Source organism: Halogeometricum limi, assembly GCF_900115785.1.
Classification (GTDB): domain Archaea; phylum Halobacteriota; class Halobacteria; order Halobacteriales; family Haloferacaceae; genus Halogeometricum; species Halogeometricum limi.
This window is the reverse complement of record NZ_FOYS01000001.1, coordinates 192,752-210,511: the sequence shown is the minus strand read 5'-3', so window position 1 is coordinate 210,511 and position 17,760 is coordinate 192,752. Positions and strand designations below refer to the sequence as shown.

The following is a 17,760-nucleotide window of genomic DNA, read 5'->3' as shown; positions in this document are numbered from 1 at the left end:
GGTCAGAGCGAGGCGACGTCGTCGCTCGTCACGGTTCGGTCCTCGGGAAGTCGGTCGATGCAGTCGTAGCAGAGGAAGAACTCGCCGCCGTCGTCGAGTTCGAGCGTCATCCCCTGCGTGGACTCGTTCGAGAACGACCAGAAGTCCCCGATGCCGCCGCCGATGCGGACGAGCGTTCCACAACCGTCGCACGGTTCTGTCGTCACGCGCGGAGAGAGGCGACCGACGGACATGAGTGGTCGGTCTCGTCCTCGTCGCATCGACGCCGCGCGGCGCCCGCGGACCCGTGTTTCTTGTGCCGTGGTACCGTAGTTCTCTGACATGGACGTGGACTGCGAAGACTGCGCCGGATGCTGTGTCGACTGGCGTCCCGTCTCACCCGCCCCCTCCGACCACGAGCGTCGCGGTCCGAGACGACCGCTAGACGACGTGTACAACCTCGTTCCACTCACGCGAGACGAAGTCGTCGGGTTCGTCCGGGCCGGGTTCGGCGACGTGTTGGTCCCGCGGATGTGGGAGGTCGACGACGCGGACACGCCCAGCGTCGAGGTAGACGGCGTCTCGGTGGCCGCCATCGCCGGGCGACCCGCCTTCTTCGTCGGCCTGCGCAAGCCGTCGAAACCGGTCTCTCCGTTCGGCGTCGGCCGGACGTGGTTGGACGCCTGCGTCTTCTTGGACCCCGAGACCCTCCAATGTCGAATCCACGAGGACGACCTGTACCCCGACGAGTGCCGCGAGTACCCCGGCCACAACCTCGCCCTCGGAAGAGAGACGGAATGTGAGCGGGTCGAGTCGACGTTCGGCGGCGACCGCCTGTTGGACGACGAGACGCCCGAACTTCGCGGACTCCTTCTCGGCCCGCACGCCGTCGGGTCGAAGGTGTTCGCGTATCCCGACCGAGAGGCGCTCTCGGGGACCGTCGAGCGGATGCGTCGCGGCGACCTGACCGACGCGGACCGCGCGGCGTTCGTCGGCGCGGCCGCCGGGTCGCGCCCGGGGTCGACGGAGGTGGACGAGACGCGCGCGGAGGCCGTTCGCGAGACCGTCCTCGACGCCGACTCGTGGGCCGGCGAGGTCGTCGGAGCGTGGACCGAACTGGCCGGAGACGTCGGCGACGACGCCGCGGACGCCCCCGACGGGCGGACGGTGGAAGTCGCCCGTGGCGCGCCGGAGACGCCGGGATGGGACGACCTGCACTGAAACCCGCCCGTCCGGCGAGAACCATTAACACCGCACGGCCCGTTCGAAGTCGTATGAGAATCCTCGTGACGGGTGCGACCGGATTCGTCGGTCGACGCCTCGTCGCTTCCCTCCTCGACGCCGGACACGACGTATCCGTCCTCGTTCGCGACGCATCGAGTGCGGACCTGCCACCGGGCGTCACCGTCGTCGAAGGCGACTTGCTCGAACTGGGCGGCTACCGACTGGTTGGGGGTGGCGTTGACGCCGACACCGACGCTGACGCCGACGAGGAGGGCGACGAACGGGCGACAGAGACGTTGACGAGCGTCCTCTCCGCACTCGACGTCGAGGCGGCGTACTACCTCGTCCACTCGATGCAGTCCGGGTCCGACTTCGAGGAACGCGACAGGCGGGCGGCCCGGCACTTCACTCGCGCCGCCTCCGAGGCGGGCGTCCGGCGCGTCGTCTACCTCGGCGGCCTCGGCGAGGACCGAGACAGACTCTCGCCGCACCTGCAGTCGCGTCGCGAGGTCGAACACATCCTCGGGACCGGAACGTTCGACCTGACGACGCTCCGGGCCGCCATCATCATCGGCGACGGGAGCGCGAGTTTCGAGGTGATTCGGCAACTCTCCAAGCGCCTGCCGGTGATGGTGACGCCGCGGTGGGTGGACACCGAGTGTCAACCCATCGCCATCGACGACGTGGTGGCGTACCTCGTCGGCGTCCTCGACGCCCCGGAGACGGCGGGCGGGACGTTCCAAATCGGCGGCCCGGACGTCCTCACCTACGGCGAGGTGCTCACCCGCGTCGCGGACCACCTCGGCCGGGGGACGCGTCTGTTCTCCGTCCCCGTGTTGACGCCGCGTCTCTCCTCGTACTGGGTGAGTCTCGTCACCGACGTCCCGACGTCCGTCGCGCGACCCCTCGTCGAGGGGATGAAGAACCCCGTCGTCGTCAGCGACCACAGCATCGAACGGTACGTCGACGTGGAACCGACGTCGTTCGACGACGCCGTAACGCGGGCGCTCGGAGTCGAGTCGCCCGCCGAAGACGTCGCCGTCGCGGTGGACGAGTCGGAGAGCGGAGACGGCGCGGACGACGGCCAGACGGGTCTCGAATCGAGTGCGAACCCCACAGAGAACTGAATGTCACCGCGTGCCCCCCGTGAGGTGCGAGTCTCACGGACGGAGTTCGGCGAGACGTGGGTGTACGAGAGCATCGTGGGCGCACTGCCGGGAATCGACCTGACGGACGGCGAAGCCATCGCGCTCCAACTCGGCCTGTTCGAGGTGTTCGTCGTCTTCTTCGCGTGGGCGTACGACCTCTGGGACGCCGTCGTCCCCGGCACCATCGCCGTCGGCGTCGCCGCCGTCGGCAGCGTCGTGATGCTCCGGATGGGCCGGACGACGCGCGAGACGAACCTTCCCGACGCGTACACGCGCCTGCTGTTCGGGTCGAGTATCGAAGTCGTCCTCGGCGTCCTCGCGTTCGTCGCCCTCGTGACGCACCTGTTCGTCTTCGACCCGAGACAGGGCGGCGAGACGCTGTTCGTCTCGGTGTTCGGCGGGGACCCCCCCGTCGTCGTCGTCTACCTGACGCTCCTCGTGTTGTGGGACCTCTGTTACCGAATCGGGACGTCGTGGTGGGCCGCCATCGTCTCGCTGTGGGGGTCGTGGCGCTACACCGTCGACGAGTCGACGGCGCGGACGCTCCGTCTGGCAGACGGGTGGAACGTCGTGTTCGGCGTCGCACAACTGGCGCTCGTGCCGTTCATCTTGGACCAACCGGTGTTGCTCGTGGCCGTGAGCGGGCACGTCGTCGCCGTCACCGTCGTTTCGGCGGTTGCGGCGTTGGCCGTCAAAATCGAGTGACGAACTACTGTCCTTTCATCTCGCGGAACTGGTCGAGGAGCGCTTCCGCGGAGTCGCCCGAGTCGTACGTCACTTCGCCGTGGTACGTCGTTCGGTCGTCGTCGAACGTCGTGTCGACGGACCCGTTCTTCCGCTCGCGGCGTTCGTGTTCGTCTTCGTCGTAGGCACCCATTGACATGATACGTATTGCCTTGTGAATCAGACTCACATATAATTAACGGTGAAAGACCTGATAATCGACGCGGAACGGCTAAACCCGTCCCCGATAAAGCGGACAGCGTGGCACGCCCTCTGCGATTTCGCTACGCCCCGGGACGGTGGGACGACGCTCGAGTCCGTCGGCAGTTGTACGACGATTTAGACGCGAACCTCGGTGCGACGATGAACGCGCCGTGGTTCAAACCGCCGAACGGGTTCGAAGCCGTCCGGTTCGACATGGACAACGGCGACGTAGCGCTCTTCTGTTGGGACGACAGCGAGGCATACTGGATGGGCAACACCGAGACGCCGGAGTCGCTCTGGCGGACGGACAAGAAGGGGTTCGACGAGGCGCCGCACGCCGTGACGCGCTGGGTGACTCGCGAACTCACCGCCCAACTACACGACGAGTCGCCGTGGCTCGAACCCTACCCGCATCTGTCCTGGTTCTTCCTCCCCGTCTTCCTCTCGAAGGACGGCCGCGAGACGACGCGGACGTTCTTCGACGAACACGCCGCCGGATTCCCCGACGCGACGCGCGACGAGGCGCTGGCGTTCTACGAGGAGTTCCTAGAGACGGGCGTGCTAGACGACTACCGCGAGGTGATGGCCGGGAAACTCGGCACCTCCGAGTACCTCGACTGGACGCGCATGACCGCCGCGATGGGCGAGTTCAACGCCGGGAAGTTCCTCGTCGACATGGGCTACGACATCGTTCCGGAGATATCGGTGACGACGGGGCACGCCATCGACTATCGGGCGTCGAAGAACGGCGACGGGACACTCGTCGAGGTGACGCGTCCGTTGCCGACGAGTCGGCGAAGCGCCGGGACGCCCATCGCCGCCGTCCGCGACACCGCCGAGACGAAGTCCGGCGGACAACTACAGGAACACGGCGGCGGCGTCGTCCTGTTCGTCGACTGCTCGTCGTTCCCGGACGACGAGTGGCGGTCGATTCGCGACGAGAAACCGGAGGTTCACCACCGACCGGCCGTCGTGTTCAGAATCCGGCCGGACAGTCGCGTCGAAGGCTACACGAAAGGAAGCGTTCCGCTCGACGTACCGTTTTAGAAGGAGACCTGTTCTGGACCGTCCTCGCCGAACGTGGACACGTCTCGGTCGCTGTAGTAGCGGCGGCCGACGGCTTCGTGGCTCACCGCGGAGAGCAGGGCGTTTCGTGCATCGTCGGCGTTCATGTACGTCTCGAACCCCGCGCGAGCGAGCACGTCCGCGAGTTGCTCGCTGCCGTTGGGGTGTTCGATAGTCTGGTCGCCGAACGCCTCGATGAGTTCTTCGGTCGTCGCGGGGTACTCGTGAGCGTCGATGACGTCGCCGGTGCGGTTCAGGCGCATTACAGCCACACAGATGAGCGAGGTATCCTTAATGGTTTTCTATGATAGTCATTGGATACTCGATATTCCTTAATGAACATTATATGGAGACGCGCAGGAGGAAAACGCTTTCAGCACCGGCCGTCCACGTTCGGCCGTGATTCGAGCGCGGAACGGCGATTTCGACGGCGACCCGGCGGCCGATCTCCACCTGCACACGACGGCATCAGACGGCGTCCTGACAGTTCCGCGGGTTCCGGAGGCGGCGACGTCGGGCGGCGTCGACGTCGTGGCGGTGACCGACCACGACCGAGTCCACCCCGAGTTGGACGCGCCCGTCACGGACCACGGTGGCGTGACGGTGATACGCGGCATCGAACTCCGCGTCGAGACGCCCGAACAACGACTGGACCTCCTCGGCTACGCCGTCCGCGACACGCCCGGCCTCCGCGAAGTGACAGAGCGCATCCAGACCGACCGGAAGGAGCGCGGACGGCGAATCGTCGAGAACGTCGAGGACCACCTCGACGTGCGCCTCGACGTCGAACTCCGCGAGGGAATCGGCCGACCGAACATCGCACGGGCCATCGAAGAGAGCGACGCGCCCTACGACTACGCGGGCGCGTTCGACCACCTCATCGGCGACGACGGCCCCTGTTACGTCCAGCGCTACGTCCCCGACTTCGAGACGGGTGTGGAGGCGCTTCGCGAGGCCTGCGCCGTCGTCGGTCTGGCGCACCCGTTCCGCTATCCCGACCCCGAGTCGGCACTCGACCGGGCGGCGGAACTCGACGCTGTGGAGCGGTTCTACCCGTACGGCGGCGAGAGCGCCGAGAGGGAGGACGCGGAACTGGTCGAACGCGTCGCCGCCGAGAACGACTTACTGCTGACCGGCGGGAGCGACGCGCACGACGAGACGTTGGGCGTCGCCGGTCCGACTCCCGACGCCTTCGAGGCGTTCGCCGCGCGCGTGCCAGACGTCTGACGCAGAGTCTCGGCCCCGATAACCGGGAGCGTAGAGTTAAATCGGGTGAAGCACGAAGGACGTGTATGAAGTGCCACTACTGCGATCGAGAGGCCGCGTACGCCGCCGGAAAAGACGGAATCAGGGTGGGTCTCTGTGAACGGCACTTCCGAGAGCGTGTGGAGGAACTCGCCGACTCCGAGGAACTCGCGGCGTTGCGGGAGCAGATCGATATCGATCGAACCGAGTGAATCTTGTATGAACGAGGACGCGGTCGGTGTCGAAGAGATATCGACCGCACAGAATGACCTAACGGCTTCGTTTCGTTCGTCGAACGCCATCTAACCGGCGCTCACGGCCTCCGTTCGGTCGACCCGCCACGCCGGTACGTCCGGACGACGTGCCGGGGCGTTCGACCGACGGCGACGAACAGCACCGCTTGGAAGGAGAGGCCGAGAGCGACGACGGCGTCGAACGGGAGACCGGCACCGAGCCACGCGGAGACGGCGTTTCTGAGCCCCGACGCGACCGCGAGAGCGACGTAGACGGGGAGTCACACCGGGTACGCGACGGCGTAGAACAGTTGTGGGAGCCATCCGGTCTCCGTGAAAAGCCAGACGCCGAGGAGGAACGCGGACCATAGCCCCGAATAGTCACCGAATCGTCAGATAGCCCGTCGGTGCTACGGGAACGGCGGTCGGCCCGACACGAACCACGAGAGGCCGACGAACGTCACGACGAGACCGAACAGACGGGTGGCGTGGACGTACCAGTCCGCCGGTTCGACCGTCGACGAGGGGGTGCGGCCGAACGAACGGAGGTGGAGGCCGAGGCGCGCGCTTCCGGCGGGCCACACCAGATTCGGAAGGCCGACGAGAACGAGGAGGAGACCGTTGGGGTCGAACACGCCTCGCCCGATGTGCTCGGACACGGAAGGGTTTTCGACCGGGTCAGAGCAACGTGTCGAAGTAGAGGTAGAGACTGGCGAGGATGACCTCGAACGAGAGCGTTCCGACCGCAGAGAGCGCGACGAACTGTTTGTCGTCCATCTCGGCGAACCCGGCCGGGACGGTGAGCATCCCGCGGGTGAACAACAGCGAGTTGCTGACGGGGACGACGACGGGACCCCAGCGGTCGAACCAGCCGTCGAACTTGTCTAACTTGGACTCCGAGATTTTGAACCAGCGCTTCTGGAGGAGGTACTCGCGCCCGCCGCGCTGGGCGATTTTGAACAGCGCGTACTGCCCGATAGTCGCGCCGACGACGGCGACGGCGAGGACGGGGACGACGCTGTCAGCACCGAGGAGAACGAGCGACGCCGGGACGACGAGTTCGCTCGGCATGAAGTACATCAACATCGCGCCCTCCAGGACGAACACCCCGAACAGGACGACGAACGCCCACTCGGAGTTCAACAGCGCCTGCAGTTCGTCCGGCATCTGCGCCACTTGGAGGGCCTGCATTGGCGGGGGATACCCCCGAGTGAGTGAAACCAGTTTCGGCTTCGCGTGGCCATCGCCGACTCCGTCGCCGCGAACGACGCGACTTTTTCGCGTGGGGGTCGAAAGCGGGGTATGAACCTCACCGACCGCCCCCGACGCCTCCGAACCGACGGCATCCGAGGACTCGTCAGCGAGACGAGTCTGGCCGCTACGGACCTCATCGCACCCGTCTTCGTCGACGCGACGACGGACGAACGCCTCCCCATCGAGTCGATGCCGGGCCACGAACGCGTCCCCGTCTCGGACGCCGTCGCGCGCGTGGAGGAAGTCCTCGAAACCGGCGTCGAGGCGGTGATGCTGTTCGGCATCCCCGAGTCGAAAGACGAACGCGGGTCCCGCGCGTGGGCCGAAAACGGCGTCGTCCAAGAAGCGACGCGGCGGGTGACGAGAGAGACGGACGCCTACGTGATAACCGACGTCTGCCTCTGCGAGTACACGAGTCACGGGCACTGCGGGGTGGTGGAGGACCGCGCCGAGTCGGACCCGACGTTGACGGTGAAGAACGACGAGACGCTCGACCTCTTGGCGAAGACGGCCGTCTCGCACGCCGAGGCGGGCGCGGACATGGTCGCGCCGAGTTCGATGACCGACGGGATGGTCGGCGCGATTCGGGACGCACTCGACGACGCCGGCCACGACGCGGTGCCCATCATGTCCTACGCCGCGAAGTACGAGAGCGCCTTCTACGGGCCGTTCCGCGACGCCGCCGACGGCGCGCCCGCGTTCGGTGACCGCCGCCACTACCAGATGGACCCGGCGAACGCCCGCGAGGCGATGCGCGAAGTCGAACTCGACGTCGAACAGGGCGCGGACGTGTTGATGGTGAAACCCGCGCTCGCGTACCTCGATATCGTCCGCGCGGTGCGGGAGAGCTTCGACCACCCCGTCGCCGCCTACAACGTCTCCGGCGAGTACGCGATGATACACGCCGCGAGCGAGAAGGGATGGCTCGACTTGGAGGCGGCGGCGCACGAATCGCTCCTCGCGATGAAACGCGCGGGGGCGGACCTGATACTCACTTACTTCGCCGAAGATATCGCCGACGCACTCTGACCGGCGACGAAAGCGGACGGACGTCGACGTTCTCACCGCGCGAGAGCATAACCGTCTGTTTTGGCAGATTTTGCGTGAACGCTCGTCCACTAATTTGGCAGATTAGAGGTCTGTATCGGAAGAAATATGACCTTGTATGCATAATATTGTTGGGCAGATAGTTCGTTCGTCTACTACTTCCCTGAATTATTGGACGTTCTTAGCACACAACGTTATATACTACGTTCTCATCAGCATCTCGCGTGAACTCGAACACGAACGATACGGAATTCAGTGGAATAGTAGACGAACGTTCATCGTTTGAGGTGGCGAACTGATGATTCCCCTGCAGGCGGAGGCGTCGGCCATCGCCGCGGGCGTCAACAACGTCTGGGTGTTGGTCGTGACGTTCCTCATCTTCTTCATGCAACCCGGGTTCGCGCTGTTGGAGGCCGGACAGGTCCGCGCGAAGAACGTCGGCAACGTGTTGATGAAGAACATGACCGACTGGATTCTGGGAACGCTCGTCTACTTCGTCGTCGGTGCCGCGATGGCGACGGTAGTCGGCGGCCTCACCTCCTCGGGGACGGTCGACCTCACCGCAGCGTTCGCGTACGTCAACGACCCGACGGCGTGGATCGGATGGCTCTTCGGCGCGGTGTTCGCCATGACCGCGGCCACCATCGTCTCGGGTGCCGTCGCAGAGCGCATGGAGTTCCGCGCGTACGTGCTGTTCACCGCCGTGATGACGGCCATCATCTACCCCGTCGTCGTCGGCTTCACGTGGGGCGGCGGACTCCTCTCCTCGGGTGGCTACCTCGGAAGTCTCCTCGGGACCGGTTACCTCGACTTCGCCGGTGCGACGGTCGTCCACATGTGCGGTGGTATCGCCGGTCTCGTCGCCGCGAAGATGGTCGGCGCGCGTAAGGGTCGCTACGATTTGAACGGAGAGAGTCAGCCTATCCCCGGCCACTCGATGCTGCTCGCCGTCCTCGGGACGTTCATCCTCGCGTTCGGCTGGTACGGCTTCAACGTCGGCACGCAGGCGACCATCCTCGCGGTCGGTGACGACGGGAGTCTGACGTTCATGGGCGCCGCGCTCGGTCGCGTCGCCCTCGTCACGACGCTCGGAATGGGCGCTGGCGGCGCGATGGCGATGCTGATGTCCGCGCGCTACCAGGGCAAGCCCGACCCCCTCTGGACCGCGAACGGTCTCCTCGCCGGCCTCGTCGCCGTCACGGGTGCGGTCCCTCACGTCACGTGGTGGGGCGGCGTCCTCCTCGGCGGCCTCGGCGGTTTCCTCGTCCTCCCCGCGTTCCGCTACACGGTCGACACGCTGAAAGTCGACGACGTCTGCGGCGTCTTCGCCGTCCACGGCGTCGCCGGTGCGGTGGGCACGGCGCTCATCCCCGTCTTCGCCGTCGCCGGCTTCTCGGCGAGCCAACTCGCCCTGCAAGTGCTCGGTGTCGTCGTCATCGCCGCGTGGACCGTCGCCGCTTCCGGTCTCACCCTGTACGCCCTCGACCTCACGGTCGGTCTGCGCGTCACCGAAGGTGAGGAGGCGGAGGGACTGGACCTCGGCGAACACGGCGTCGCGGTCTACCCCGAGTTCGTCGCCGGCGGAGACAGTCCGATGGCCGACGGTGGCTCCGTCCGCACGGACGGCGGCGCGGTCGGCGTCACCGGAGGTGACGACGAATGAGCGACGAAACCGAGACCGAGACCGAAAACGACGGTATCAAACTCGTGATGGCCGTCATCCGTCCGGACAAACTCGCGGAGGTAAAGCGCGGCCTCGCCGAAGTCGGCGCGCCGTCGCTGACCGTGACGAACGTCTCCGGCCGCGGCTCTCAGCCCGCCAAAAAGGGCCAGTGGCGCGGCGAGGAGTACACCGTCGACCTCCACCAGAAGGTCAAGATAGAGTGCATCGTCGCCGACATCCCCGCCGAAGACGTGGTCGACGCCATCCGCGAGGCGGCCCACACGGGAGAACCCGGCGACGGGAAGATATTCGTACTCCCCGTGGAGGCGGCCGTCCAGGTCCGGACCGGAAAGGAAGGGATGACCGCGGTGTGAGAACGCCGCGGACGGCCGCCCGACCGCCGCTGGACGGCCTCCTGACGCCCCTCTGCGACGACGACCACCGGTGGATGTCCGACCCGCGCGCACCGATCGACTGACGAGACCGACCGAGAGAAAAGTAGCTTTTCTAACAAAACAGTCGTCAGATTGTTCCGCAATAGTTGCCAGATATCCGCGCACTATACGTCCTTATACAGCTATTATCCGATAGTAAAGAGGACGAATGTCGATAATATGCCTTTGAAATAGACAACTGTCAACACATACTATTATACCCATCCAATCGGTTACTTTCGTTCGAGATACGAGTTGAAACCCAACTCGAATCAGATTAACAATGACCGAACGTCCAAGTCAAACTGACGCACCACTCGTCGGAGGTACCGTATGCTAAGCCCACTGCAGTCCGACCTCGCAACCGTCGTCGAGGGAGTGAACATGGTCTGGGTGCTGACTGTGACCTTCCTCATCTTCTTCATGCACGCCGGGTTCGCGATGCTCGAAGCCGGGCAGGTCCGCTCGAAGAACGTCGCGAACCAACTCACGAAGAACCTCCTGACGTGGTCCGTCGGGGTCATCGTGTTCTTCCTCGTCGGAGCCGCGATTTCGACCATCGTCGGTGGATTCACGGGCGGCGGAGAGTACTCCGCCCTCGGCGCGTTCACCGACCTCTACATGCCCGCCGAAGGCGCAGCGGGCGCGTGGGTGAACTGGCTCTTCGGTGCCGTGTTCGCCATGACGGCCGCCACCATCGTCTCCGGTGCCGTCGCGGGCCGGGCGAAACTCCGCGCGTACATCACTTACACGATTCTCCTCGCCGCCGTCATCTACCCCGTCGTCGTCGGCTTCACGTGGGCCGGTGGCTTCCTCGCCAACCTCGGATTCCACGACTTCGCGGGCGGCGTCATCGTCCACGCGATGGGCGGTATCGCCGGTCTCACCGCGGCGTGGATAATCGGTCCGCGCATGGACCGCTACAACAGTGACGGCTCCGTGAACGTCATCCCCGGCCACTCGATGACGTTCGCCGTCCTGGGAACGCTCATCCTCGCGTTCGGCTGGTACGGCTTCAACGTCGGCACCGCCGCCTCGCCGCTCGCGTACTCCGAAGCCGACGGCGTGACCCTCGGGTCGTTCGCCATCGTCGGCCGCGTCGCCCTCGTGACGACGCTCGGCATGGCCGCGGGCGCCATCGGTGCGGGCGGCGTCTCGATGCTCAAGACCGGGAAGGTAGACACCCTGTACGTCGCCAACGGCGTCCTCGCCGGTCTGGTCGGTATCACGTCCATCGCCGACGACATCGTCTGGCCCGGTGCCATCGCCGTCGGCTTGCTGGCCGGCGCGCAACTCCCCGTCGTCTTCGAGTTCGTCGAGAAACGCCTGAAGATAGACGACGTCTGCGCGGTGTTCCCCGTCCACGGCTCCGCCGGCGTGCTCGGCGCACTGCTCTACCCCGCCTTCGCGACGGGCGTCTGGGGCGGGAGCGCCTCGTTCGTCGGCCTCCTCGTCCCGCAGGTCGTCGGCGTCGTCGCCATCGCCGCCTGGACGTTCGCGGCCACCGCCGTCGTCTTCGGTGCCTTCCGCGCCGCGGGCGAGGCGCGCGTCAGCCGCGAACACGAGATAGAGGGCCTCGACGCCACCGAACACGGCGTCGACACCTACCCCGAGTTCGGCGGCCCCGAGAACGCCGTCCGCGTGGACGGCGGCATCCGCATGGACGGTGGCGCGTGGACCGACGCGGAAACGACTACCAGTGAAGAGCGTGAGGACTGACCATGACCGAAGACGTACCCAACGACGGCGATATCAAACTCGTGATGGCGCTCGTCCGCCCGGACAAGCTCGCGGACGTGAAACAGGCACTCGCGGAGGTCGGCGCACCGTCGCTGACCGTGACGAACGTCTCCGGCCGCGGCTCTCAGCCCGCCAAAAAGGGCCAGTGGCGCGGCGAGGAGTACACCGTCGACCTCCACCAGAAGGTCAAGATAGAGTGCATCGTCGCCGACATCCCCGCCGAAGACGTCGCAGCGGCCATCGCCGAAGCGGCCCGAACGGGCGAACCCGGTGACGGCAAGGTGTTCACGCTTCCCGTCGAGAGCGCGGTTCAGGTCCGGACGGGAAAGACCGGCCGCGACGCGGTCTGAACGGCCTCCTCGTTCTCTTCTCGGTCAATTCAGGACGGCGGTCGGAACGGACGCACGATTCGACCGTGACTGTCACCCGACGTCCGAGACGAAAAGAGCCAAACGTCCCGCCGTCTCGACTGCCAACGTGGAACTGACGCCGGTCATCGCGGTCGGACTCGTGGTCGCCCTCGTCGGCTTCGAGTTGCTACACCGCGTCCGCGAGCGGTTCGGCTGGACGGGCGGGCCGATGGCCGACCACGCGTGGAAGTGGGTCGTCCCCGCGTTCGTCCTCCTCGTCGTCGCCGCCGAAGGGCGGACGCTCGCCTCCATCGGCTGGCGCGTCGAGTCGACGCTGCTTCTCGTCTGGCAGGTGGCCGTCGGTCTCGCGGCGATGCTCGGGACGAACATGCTCCTCGCACCGCTCTGGTCGCGCGTCGGCGACGGCGGTCAGAGCCTCGCGGAGGGAATCGGGTCGTTCGCGTCGCTTTCCGTCTCGGAGCGACTGTTCGTCGCGGTGACCGCGGGCGTCACAGAAGAGATTCCGTACCACGGCTACGCCGTCGAACGACTCGCCGCCCTGACCGGGAGCGTCCCCCTCGCGGGCGTCGTCTCGTTCGCCGCGTTCACCCTCGGACACCTCGGCGAGACGTGGGACCGACAGGCCGTCCTCCGCATCGCCCAACCCGCACTCGTCACCACCCTCCTGTACCTCTGGTTCCGGTCGCTCCCCGCGCTCATCGCCATCCACGCGCTGAACGACGCGTTCGGGTTGCTCGTCGCCGACCGGTACGCGCCGGAACCGACCGAAGAGTCCGAATCCTCCGCCGCGACGAGTTGGCTGGACGAGTAGTCGTACCCACCGAACGCCCGACGAACGCGCGCCCGGACGAGTAAGGACTTTGCCGGGTGCGTCCGAACGCGCAGGCATGAATCACGACGAGTCCCGCGCGCTGTACGACCGGGCGCTCTCGGTCATGCCCGGCGGCGTCAACTCCTCCGTCCGCGCGACGCGACCCTACCCCTTCTTCGTCGAACGCGGCGACGGCGCGCACGTCGTCGACGCCGACGGCAACCGGTATCTCGACTACGTGATGGGCTACGGCCCCCTGCTCTACGGCCACGACATGCCCGACCCGGTTCGCTCCGCGGTCCAGTCGTACGCGTCGGACGGGCCGATGTACGGCGCGCCGACCGAGATAGAGGTCGAACACGCGGAGTTCGTCGCCCGCCACGTCCCCTCGGTCGAGATGGTTCGGTTCGTCAACTCGGGGACCGAAGCGACCGTGTCGGCCGTCCGCCTCGCCCGCGGCTACACCGGCCGCGACAAAATCGTCGTCATGCAGGCCGGCTACCACGGCGCGCAGGAGTCGACGCTCGTGGAGGGCGAACCCGGCGACGTCCACCCGAGCACGCGCGGCATCCCGCAGTCGTTCGCCGAGCACACGATTCCGGTGCCGTTCAACGACCGGGAGACGGTGACCGAAGTGTTCGAAGAACACGGCGACGACGTCGCCGCCGTCCTCACCGAACCCGTCCTCGCGAACAAGGGCATCGTCGCCCCCGTCGACGGCTACCTCCAGCACCTCCGCGACCTGACCGACGAACACGGTTCGCTTCTCGTCTTCGACGAGGTCATCACGGGCTTCCGCGTCGGCGGCCTCCAGTGCGCCCAGGGGAAGTTCGGCGTCACGCCCGACGTGACCACGTTCGGGAAGATAATCGGCGGCGGCTTCCCCGTCGGCGCGATAGGCGGGAAGTCGGAGATTATCGAACAGTTCTCGCCCGCCGGACCCGTGTTCCAGTCGGGGACGTTCTCCGGGCACCCGGTGACGATGGCCGCGGGCTACGAGTACCTGAAGTTCGCCGCCGAGAACGACGTGTACGACCACGTGAACCGACTCGGCGAGAAACTCCGCCGCGGAATCACGGACATCGTCGAGGACCACGCGCCCTCGTACACCGTCGTCGGCACCGACTCGATGTTCAAGACCGTCTTCACGCGCGAGGGGCCGTCGGACCGCTCGGAGTGCTGTTCGGCCGGGTGCGAACAGCGCGAGTCCTGCACCCGCTACGACTACTGCCCGAAGACCGGTGCCGACGTCGGCGACGCCGAGACCGAACGGTGGGAGCGCATCTTCTGGCAGGAGATGAAAGAACAGGGCGTCTTCCTCACGGCGAACCAGTTCGAGTCGCAGTTCGTCTCCTACGCGCACACGGACGAAGACATCGAGGAGACGTTAGAGGCGTACAAGACGGCGCTCTGAGCGCGAGACTTCGGGAATCGAATCGTCGCCGTCTCCGCACCCGGACAGCTCACCATCCGGCCAGCGCGCCGTACCACGTCACCGCCCCGCCAGCGTCGCGTTGAGCACCACGCCGGTGAGAAGGAGGAGCGCGGCGACGTACACGCTCGTGAGGACGACGATGATACCGCTGATAGCGCCGTAGACGGCGAGTCGTTCCGCGTTGGCCGCGTACAGGTGGGCGAAGACGAGGAGTCCGGTCCACCCGAGCGCGGCCGTGAGCGAACCCGGGAGGGCCTCGCGGAGCGACGTGACGCGACGCGACGGAAAGTAGTACAGCGGCAGGAACGCCAGAGAGAGCGTCGCGACGAGGGCGACGACGCCGGCGGCGACGACGCTCGGTCTGGCGGAGAACGCCGAAAACGCAACCGTCGTGAGGACGATGGTACAGAGCGCGAGGGCGAGCGAACCGAGCACACAGAGAGCGTCCCTGACTCGCCCCGTGACCGACGTGTCGAGTTCGCCCTCCGCGCGTTCGACCGTCGACCGAAAGCCGACGGTGAGGTTCGCGCCGCTCCACGTGAGAACGGCCAGCGCGACGGTTATCGCGGTTCGGCCGCCGCTGCGGTCCGCCATCACGTCGTACACCAACTCCCGCGTACCGGGCGTGAGAAACGGCGGCGTCGCGGACTGAATCGCCGTCGCCGCCGAACGGCTGAGCAGCGTGAGGACGATGAGCAACAGCGGAAACAGCGAGATGAACCCGTAGTACGCGAGCGACGCCGCGGGGTACTCGACGTCGTGGTCGCGCACCGACCGGACGACGGCGAGGACGACTCTCACGGCGTCCACCGGGCCTGCCATTGAACACCGGTACGGCTTCGGTACTCAAAACTCTGGTCGCAGAACCGCGCCGAGGTCGTTCTTTTTGTACTATCGGGCGCTATCGGACGATATGGACACTTCGCCCTCCGCACAGACGCACGAGAAGGGGTACGACGACCCGATAGGCGACCTGCTGCCGTACGCCTCGGTCGACTCGAACTGGTGGTACTGGATCGCCGCCCCTATCGTCCTGTTCGTCCTCTCGCTGGTCGGCGGCAGCCTCTTTTTTGTCGGCTTCCTGTTCGACCTGTTTTTCACCGGCGGCCTGCTGAGTTTCGGCGCGGCCCTGCTGTTCGGCGGCTTCGCCGCCCTCGTCGGCCTCGTCATCTCGGTGCTGTTCCCCGTCGCCGTCTACGTCGACGCCAGGGCGCTCTCCGACGCGCCGGAGTCGTCGTGGTCGCCCGACCCCGTGCTGTACGGCCTCGTCGCCCTCGCGGGCGTCGTCCTCACCGCGTTCACCGTCAGCGTCCCGTTCGGCATCTACTACCTCTACCGTCGACACACCGCCGTCGGCACGCCCTGAGCGCGGGTCGAAGACGAGTCAGCGACGGAGCCACTCCCAGTCGTGGCCATCGGCCCCGTCGTCGCCGTCACTGTCGTCTCCGCCGTCACCGTCGTCGCCCTCGTCGCCCTCGCCGTCGTCCCACCGATAGCGGAGTAATCCGACGGAGACGCCGACAGCGCCCGCCCAGAGCAGGAAGAGTCTGAGAACGACGAGAAGCGACCCGCTCGTCGGGGCGTCCAACGCGCCGGAGAGGCGGCCGACGGCGACGAACAGGACGGTCGAGACGAGGCCGACGACCCAGAGTCGGTACGCCGACACCGCGGGCGCGCGGGCGTTCGTCACCGCGATGGCGACGACGCTGAGACCGAGCGTGACGAGGCGACCGAAGGAGAACGGTTCGGCCACCAACGCGGCGTCGACGACGACGCCGAGCGGATTGAGAAGCGTCGTGAACGCGAACCAGAGGACGACGATGCGGACGAGGTCCGAGAACCCCGCCGCGACGTTGGCGGTGATGCTCGTCCCCTCGTTCCCTTCCGTCTCGTCGCTCACGCCGACCCCTCCACGGCGTACAGCGTGTCGTCGAGTGCGACGTAGACGGTGCCGTCGACGACGACGGGCGAACGGGTCGACCCGCGGCGTCGCGTCGGCCGGAATCGGCCGACTTCGCCCCCGTCCGCCGCGTCGAGGGCGACGAATCCGGTCGGCGTCGTGACGTACAGCGTGTCGTCGACGACGGCCGGAACCGCCTCGTCGGCGGCGTTCGCGTCCGCACGCCAGACCCGTTCGCCCGTCTCGGCGTCGAACGCGACCACGAACCGCGTCTCCTCGTCCGCGGCGACGACGTACACGCGGTCGCCGTCGGTGACGGGTCTGGTCCCCGCCCGAGACGCCCCGAGGTCACCCTCCCACCGCACGGAACCGTCCGCCAGCGAAATCGCGTACAGCGGGCCGGTTCCGTAGTACACCGTCTCTCGGCCGAGAGACGGCGAGAGGAAGAACGCCGAGGCGATAGCGAACGTCTCCGTCCAGAGTCGGTCGCCCGTCGCGGCGTCGACGGCGACGAGTTTGTCGGGCGAGTCGCCCCTGCCGACGAGGACCCCCTCCCGATACGCGAACGGTTCGAAGTCCGTCGAGAGCGGCGACCGACGGCGGGAAAGACCCGTCTCGGCGTCGAGGACGAGAGTGCCGTCTCCGGAAGCCTCGCAGTAGACCGTGTTCCCGACGAGAAGCGGCGTCTCGACGTTCGTCGTCTCGTCGTACGACCAGTCGAGTCGACCGCTCGCCGCGGCGAAGCCGAGCACGTCCGTCTGACTCGCGACGACGACGCCGCCGTCGAAGGCGGCGGGCGAGGAGGTGAATCCGACGTACTCGCGCCACGGTCGCGACTCGCCGTCGAACCGCCACCTCGTCTCGCCGGAGTCGGCGGCGACGGCGACGAGTTCGTCCTCGCCGACGGCGTAGACGTTCCCGTCGACGACGGCGAGCGGTCGGGTTCGGTACGACGGTTCGGGCACCGTGGCTCGCCAGCGAACGGAGAACTCCCCGCGGGGGGCGGTGCCGTCGGGGTCGAACCCGGTTCGAGCGGGGTCGCGGCGTTCCATCGGCCAGCCGTCGACCGCGGCGTCGGACGCCGCACCGGCCGTCCACGACGGGTCGAGGACGGCACCGCCGAGAAGCGAGAGGCCACCCGCGGCGAGCAGGCGGCGGCGAGTGAAGCGTGGAGGGCGCACGCGAGAGTCGACGGCGGAGCGACACTTAGCCACACCGATGCCACGAGCGGTGTCAAGCGGTTTGCAGGCTCGTCGACCACGGGAGCGGTTGACGCCCGCGAAC

The 17,760-nt window shown here is 66.8% G+C and carries 22 protein-coding genes; 14 read left to right on the top strand and 8 right to left on the bottom strand.

Going from position 1 to position 17,760, the window contains the following annotated elements; genetic code table 11:
* Positions 1-2: 2 nt before the first annotated feature.
* The gene (locus BM282_RS01045) at positions 3-206 is read right to left on the bottom strand and encodes a DUF7561 family protein (RefSeq protein ID WP_089877284.1); all 204 of its coding nucleotides are present in this window, start codon (positions 204-206) and stop codon (positions 3-5) included.
* 115 nt (positions 207-321) lie between these two features.
* Between BM282_RS01045 and BM282_RS01040 the strand changes: the two genes are divergently transcribed.
* The 3 genes from BM282_RS01040 to BM282_RS01030 are packed head-to-tail and all read left to right on the top strand — an operon-like array spanning position 322 to position 3,056.
* Positions 322-1,200: a YkgJ family cysteine cluster protein gene (locus tag BM282_RS01040; protein WP_089875936.1), complete on the top strand. Its 879-nt coding sequence runs from the start codon at positions 322-324 to the stop codon at positions 1,198-1,200.
* 53 nt (positions 1,201-1,253) lie between these two features.
* Positions 1,254-2,330 (top strand): NAD(P)H-binding protein, encoded by a 1,077-nt coding sequence (locus tag BM282_RS01035; protein WP_089875934.1) that lies wholly within the window; start codon positions 1,254-1,256, stop codon positions 2,328-2,330.
* Complete coding sequence (locus BM282_RS01030) at positions 2,331-3,056, top strand: DUF7530 family protein (protein WP_089875932.1); 726 nt, start codon at positions 2,331-2,333, stop codon at positions 3,054-3,056.
* 4 nt (positions 3,057-3,060) lie between these two features.
* Here BM282_RS01030 and BM282_RS18345 read toward each other — a convergent pair whose 3' ends face one another.
* Entirely contained in the window at positions 3,061-3,234 is a 174-nt protein-coding gene (locus tag BM282_RS18345; protein ID WP_175501329.1) for a DUF5786 family protein, read from the bottom strand.
* Positions 3,235-3,335: 101 nt separating this feature from the next.
* On the opposite strand from BM282_RS18345, the gene BM282_RS01025 reads away from it, so the two are divergent.
* Positions 3,336-4,325 carry a DUF5784 family protein gene (locus BM282_RS01025; protein WP_089875930.1) on the top strand — a complete coding sequence of 330 codons (990 nt, stop codon included), beginning with the start codon at positions 3,336-3,338 and terminating at the stop codon, positions 4,323-4,325.
* On the opposite strand, the gene BM282_RS01020 is transcribed toward BM282_RS01025, so the two are convergent.
* On the bottom strand, positions 4,322-4,606 hold the full coding sequence (locus tag BM282_RS01020) for a DUF5789 family protein (protein ID WP_089875928.1): 285 nt from the start codon (positions 4,604-4,606) through the stop codon (positions 4,322-4,324). The genes BM282_RS01025 and BM282_RS01020 overlap by 4 nt on opposite strands.
* Positions 4,607-4,742: 136 nt before the next feature.
* On the opposite strand from BM282_RS01020, the gene BM282_RS01015 reads away from it, so the two are divergent.
* Complete coding sequence (locus tag BM282_RS01015) at positions 4,743-5,570, top strand: PHP domain-containing protein (RefSeq protein ID WP_089875926.1); 828 nt, start codon at positions 4,743-4,745, stop codon at positions 5,568-5,570.
* Between the two features lie 65 nt (positions 5,571-5,635).
* Complete coding sequence (locus tag BM282_RS18340; RefSeq protein WP_175501328.1) at positions 5,636-5,800, top strand: DUF6757 family protein; 165 nt, start codon at positions 5,636-5,638, stop codon at positions 5,798-5,800.
* A gap of 431 nt (positions 5,801-6,231) precedes the next feature.
* Here BM282_RS18340 and BM282_RS01005 read toward each other — a convergent pair whose 3' ends face one another.
* Positions 6,232-6,480, bottom strand: coding sequence for a hypothetical protein (locus BM282_RS01005; RefSeq protein ID WP_089875922.1), 249 nt, complete (start codon positions 6,478-6,480; stop codon positions 6,232-6,234).
* 19 nt (positions 6,481-6,499) lie between these two features.
* Positions 6,500-7,012, bottom strand: coding sequence for a DedA family protein (locus BM282_RS01000; protein WP_089875921.1), 513 nt, complete (start codon positions 7,010-7,012; stop codon positions 6,500-6,502).
* 111 nt (positions 7,013-7,123) lie between these two features.
* On the opposite strand from BM282_RS01000, the gene hemB reads away from it, so the two are divergent.
* From hemB to hemL, 7 genes are all read left to right on the top strand, one after another.
* A complete protein-coding gene (hemB, locus tag BM282_RS00995) occupies positions 7,124-8,104 on the top strand; it encodes a porphobilinogen synthase (RefSeq protein ID WP_089875919.1) in 981 nt (326 codons plus the stop codon).
* 316 nt (positions 8,105-8,420) lie between these two features.
* On the top strand, positions 8,421-9,785 hold the full coding sequence (locus BM282_RS00990) for an ammonium transporter (RefSeq protein ID WP_175501327.1): 1,365 nt from the start codon (positions 8,421-8,423) through the stop codon (positions 9,783-9,785).
* Positions 9,782-10,159, top strand: coding sequence for a P-II family nitrogen regulator (locus tag BM282_RS00985; protein WP_089875916.1), 378 nt, complete (start codon positions 9,782-9,784; stop codon positions 10,157-10,159). The genes BM282_RS00990 and BM282_RS00985 overlap by 4 nt, the downstream gene beginning before the upstream one ends.
* A gap of 393 nt (positions 10,160-10,552) precedes the next feature.
* A complete protein-coding gene (locus BM282_RS00980) occupies positions 10,553-11,938 on the top strand; it encodes an ammonium transporter (RefSeq protein ID WP_089875914.1) in 1,386 nt (461 codons plus the stop codon).
* A gap of 2 nt (positions 11,939-11,940) precedes the next feature.
* Positions 11,941-12,309 carry a P-II family nitrogen regulator gene (locus BM282_RS00975; RefSeq protein ID WP_089875912.1) on the top strand — a complete coding sequence of 123 codons (369 nt, stop codon included), beginning with the start codon at positions 11,941-11,943 and terminating at the stop codon, positions 12,307-12,309.
* 127 nt (positions 12,310-12,436) lie between these two features.
* Positions 12,437-13,141 (top strand): CPBP family glutamic-type intramembrane protease, encoded by a 705-nt coding sequence (locus BM282_RS00970; RefSeq protein WP_089875910.1) that lies wholly within the window; start codon positions 12,437-12,439, stop codon positions 13,139-13,141.
* A 76-nt stretch (positions 13,142-13,217) separates the two neighbouring features.
* Positions 13,218-14,555 carry a glutamate-1-semialdehyde 2,1-aminomutase gene (gene hemL, locus BM282_RS00965; RefSeq protein ID WP_089875908.1) on the top strand — a complete coding sequence of 446 codons (1,338 nt, stop codon included), beginning with the start codon at positions 13,218-13,220 and terminating at the stop codon, positions 14,553-14,555.
* A gap of 78 nt (positions 14,556-14,633) precedes the next feature.
* On the opposite strand, the gene BM282_RS00960 is transcribed toward hemL, so the two are convergent.
* Entirely contained in the window at positions 14,634-15,398 is a 765-nt protein-coding gene (locus BM282_RS00960) for a YihY/virulence factor BrkB family protein (RefSeq protein ID WP_089875906.1), read from the bottom strand.
* Between the two features lie 91 nt (positions 15,399-15,489).
* On the opposite strand from BM282_RS00960, the gene BM282_RS00955 reads away from it, so the two are divergent.
* Positions 15,490-15,942 (top strand): hypothetical protein, encoded by a 453-nt coding sequence (locus BM282_RS00955; RefSeq protein WP_089875904.1) that lies wholly within the window; start codon positions 15,490-15,492, stop codon positions 15,940-15,942.
* Between the two features lie 18 nt (positions 15,943-15,960).
* On the opposite strand, the gene BM282_RS00950 is transcribed toward BM282_RS00955, so the two are convergent.
* Both BM282_RS00950 and BM282_RS00945 read right to left on the bottom strand, forming a co-directional pair.
* Positions 15,961-16,476: a hypothetical protein gene (locus tag BM282_RS00950; protein WP_089875902.1), complete on the bottom strand. Its 516-nt coding sequence runs from the start codon at positions 16,474-16,476 to the stop codon at positions 15,961-15,963.
* Positions 16,473-17,657: an outer membrane protein assembly factor BamB family protein gene (locus BM282_RS00945; protein WP_089877282.1), complete on the bottom strand. Its 1,185-nt coding sequence runs from the start codon at positions 17,655-17,657 to the stop codon at positions 16,473-16,475. The genes BM282_RS00950 and BM282_RS00945 overlap by 4 nt, the downstream gene beginning before the upstream one ends.
* Positions 17,658-17,760 lie beyond the last annotated feature (103 nt).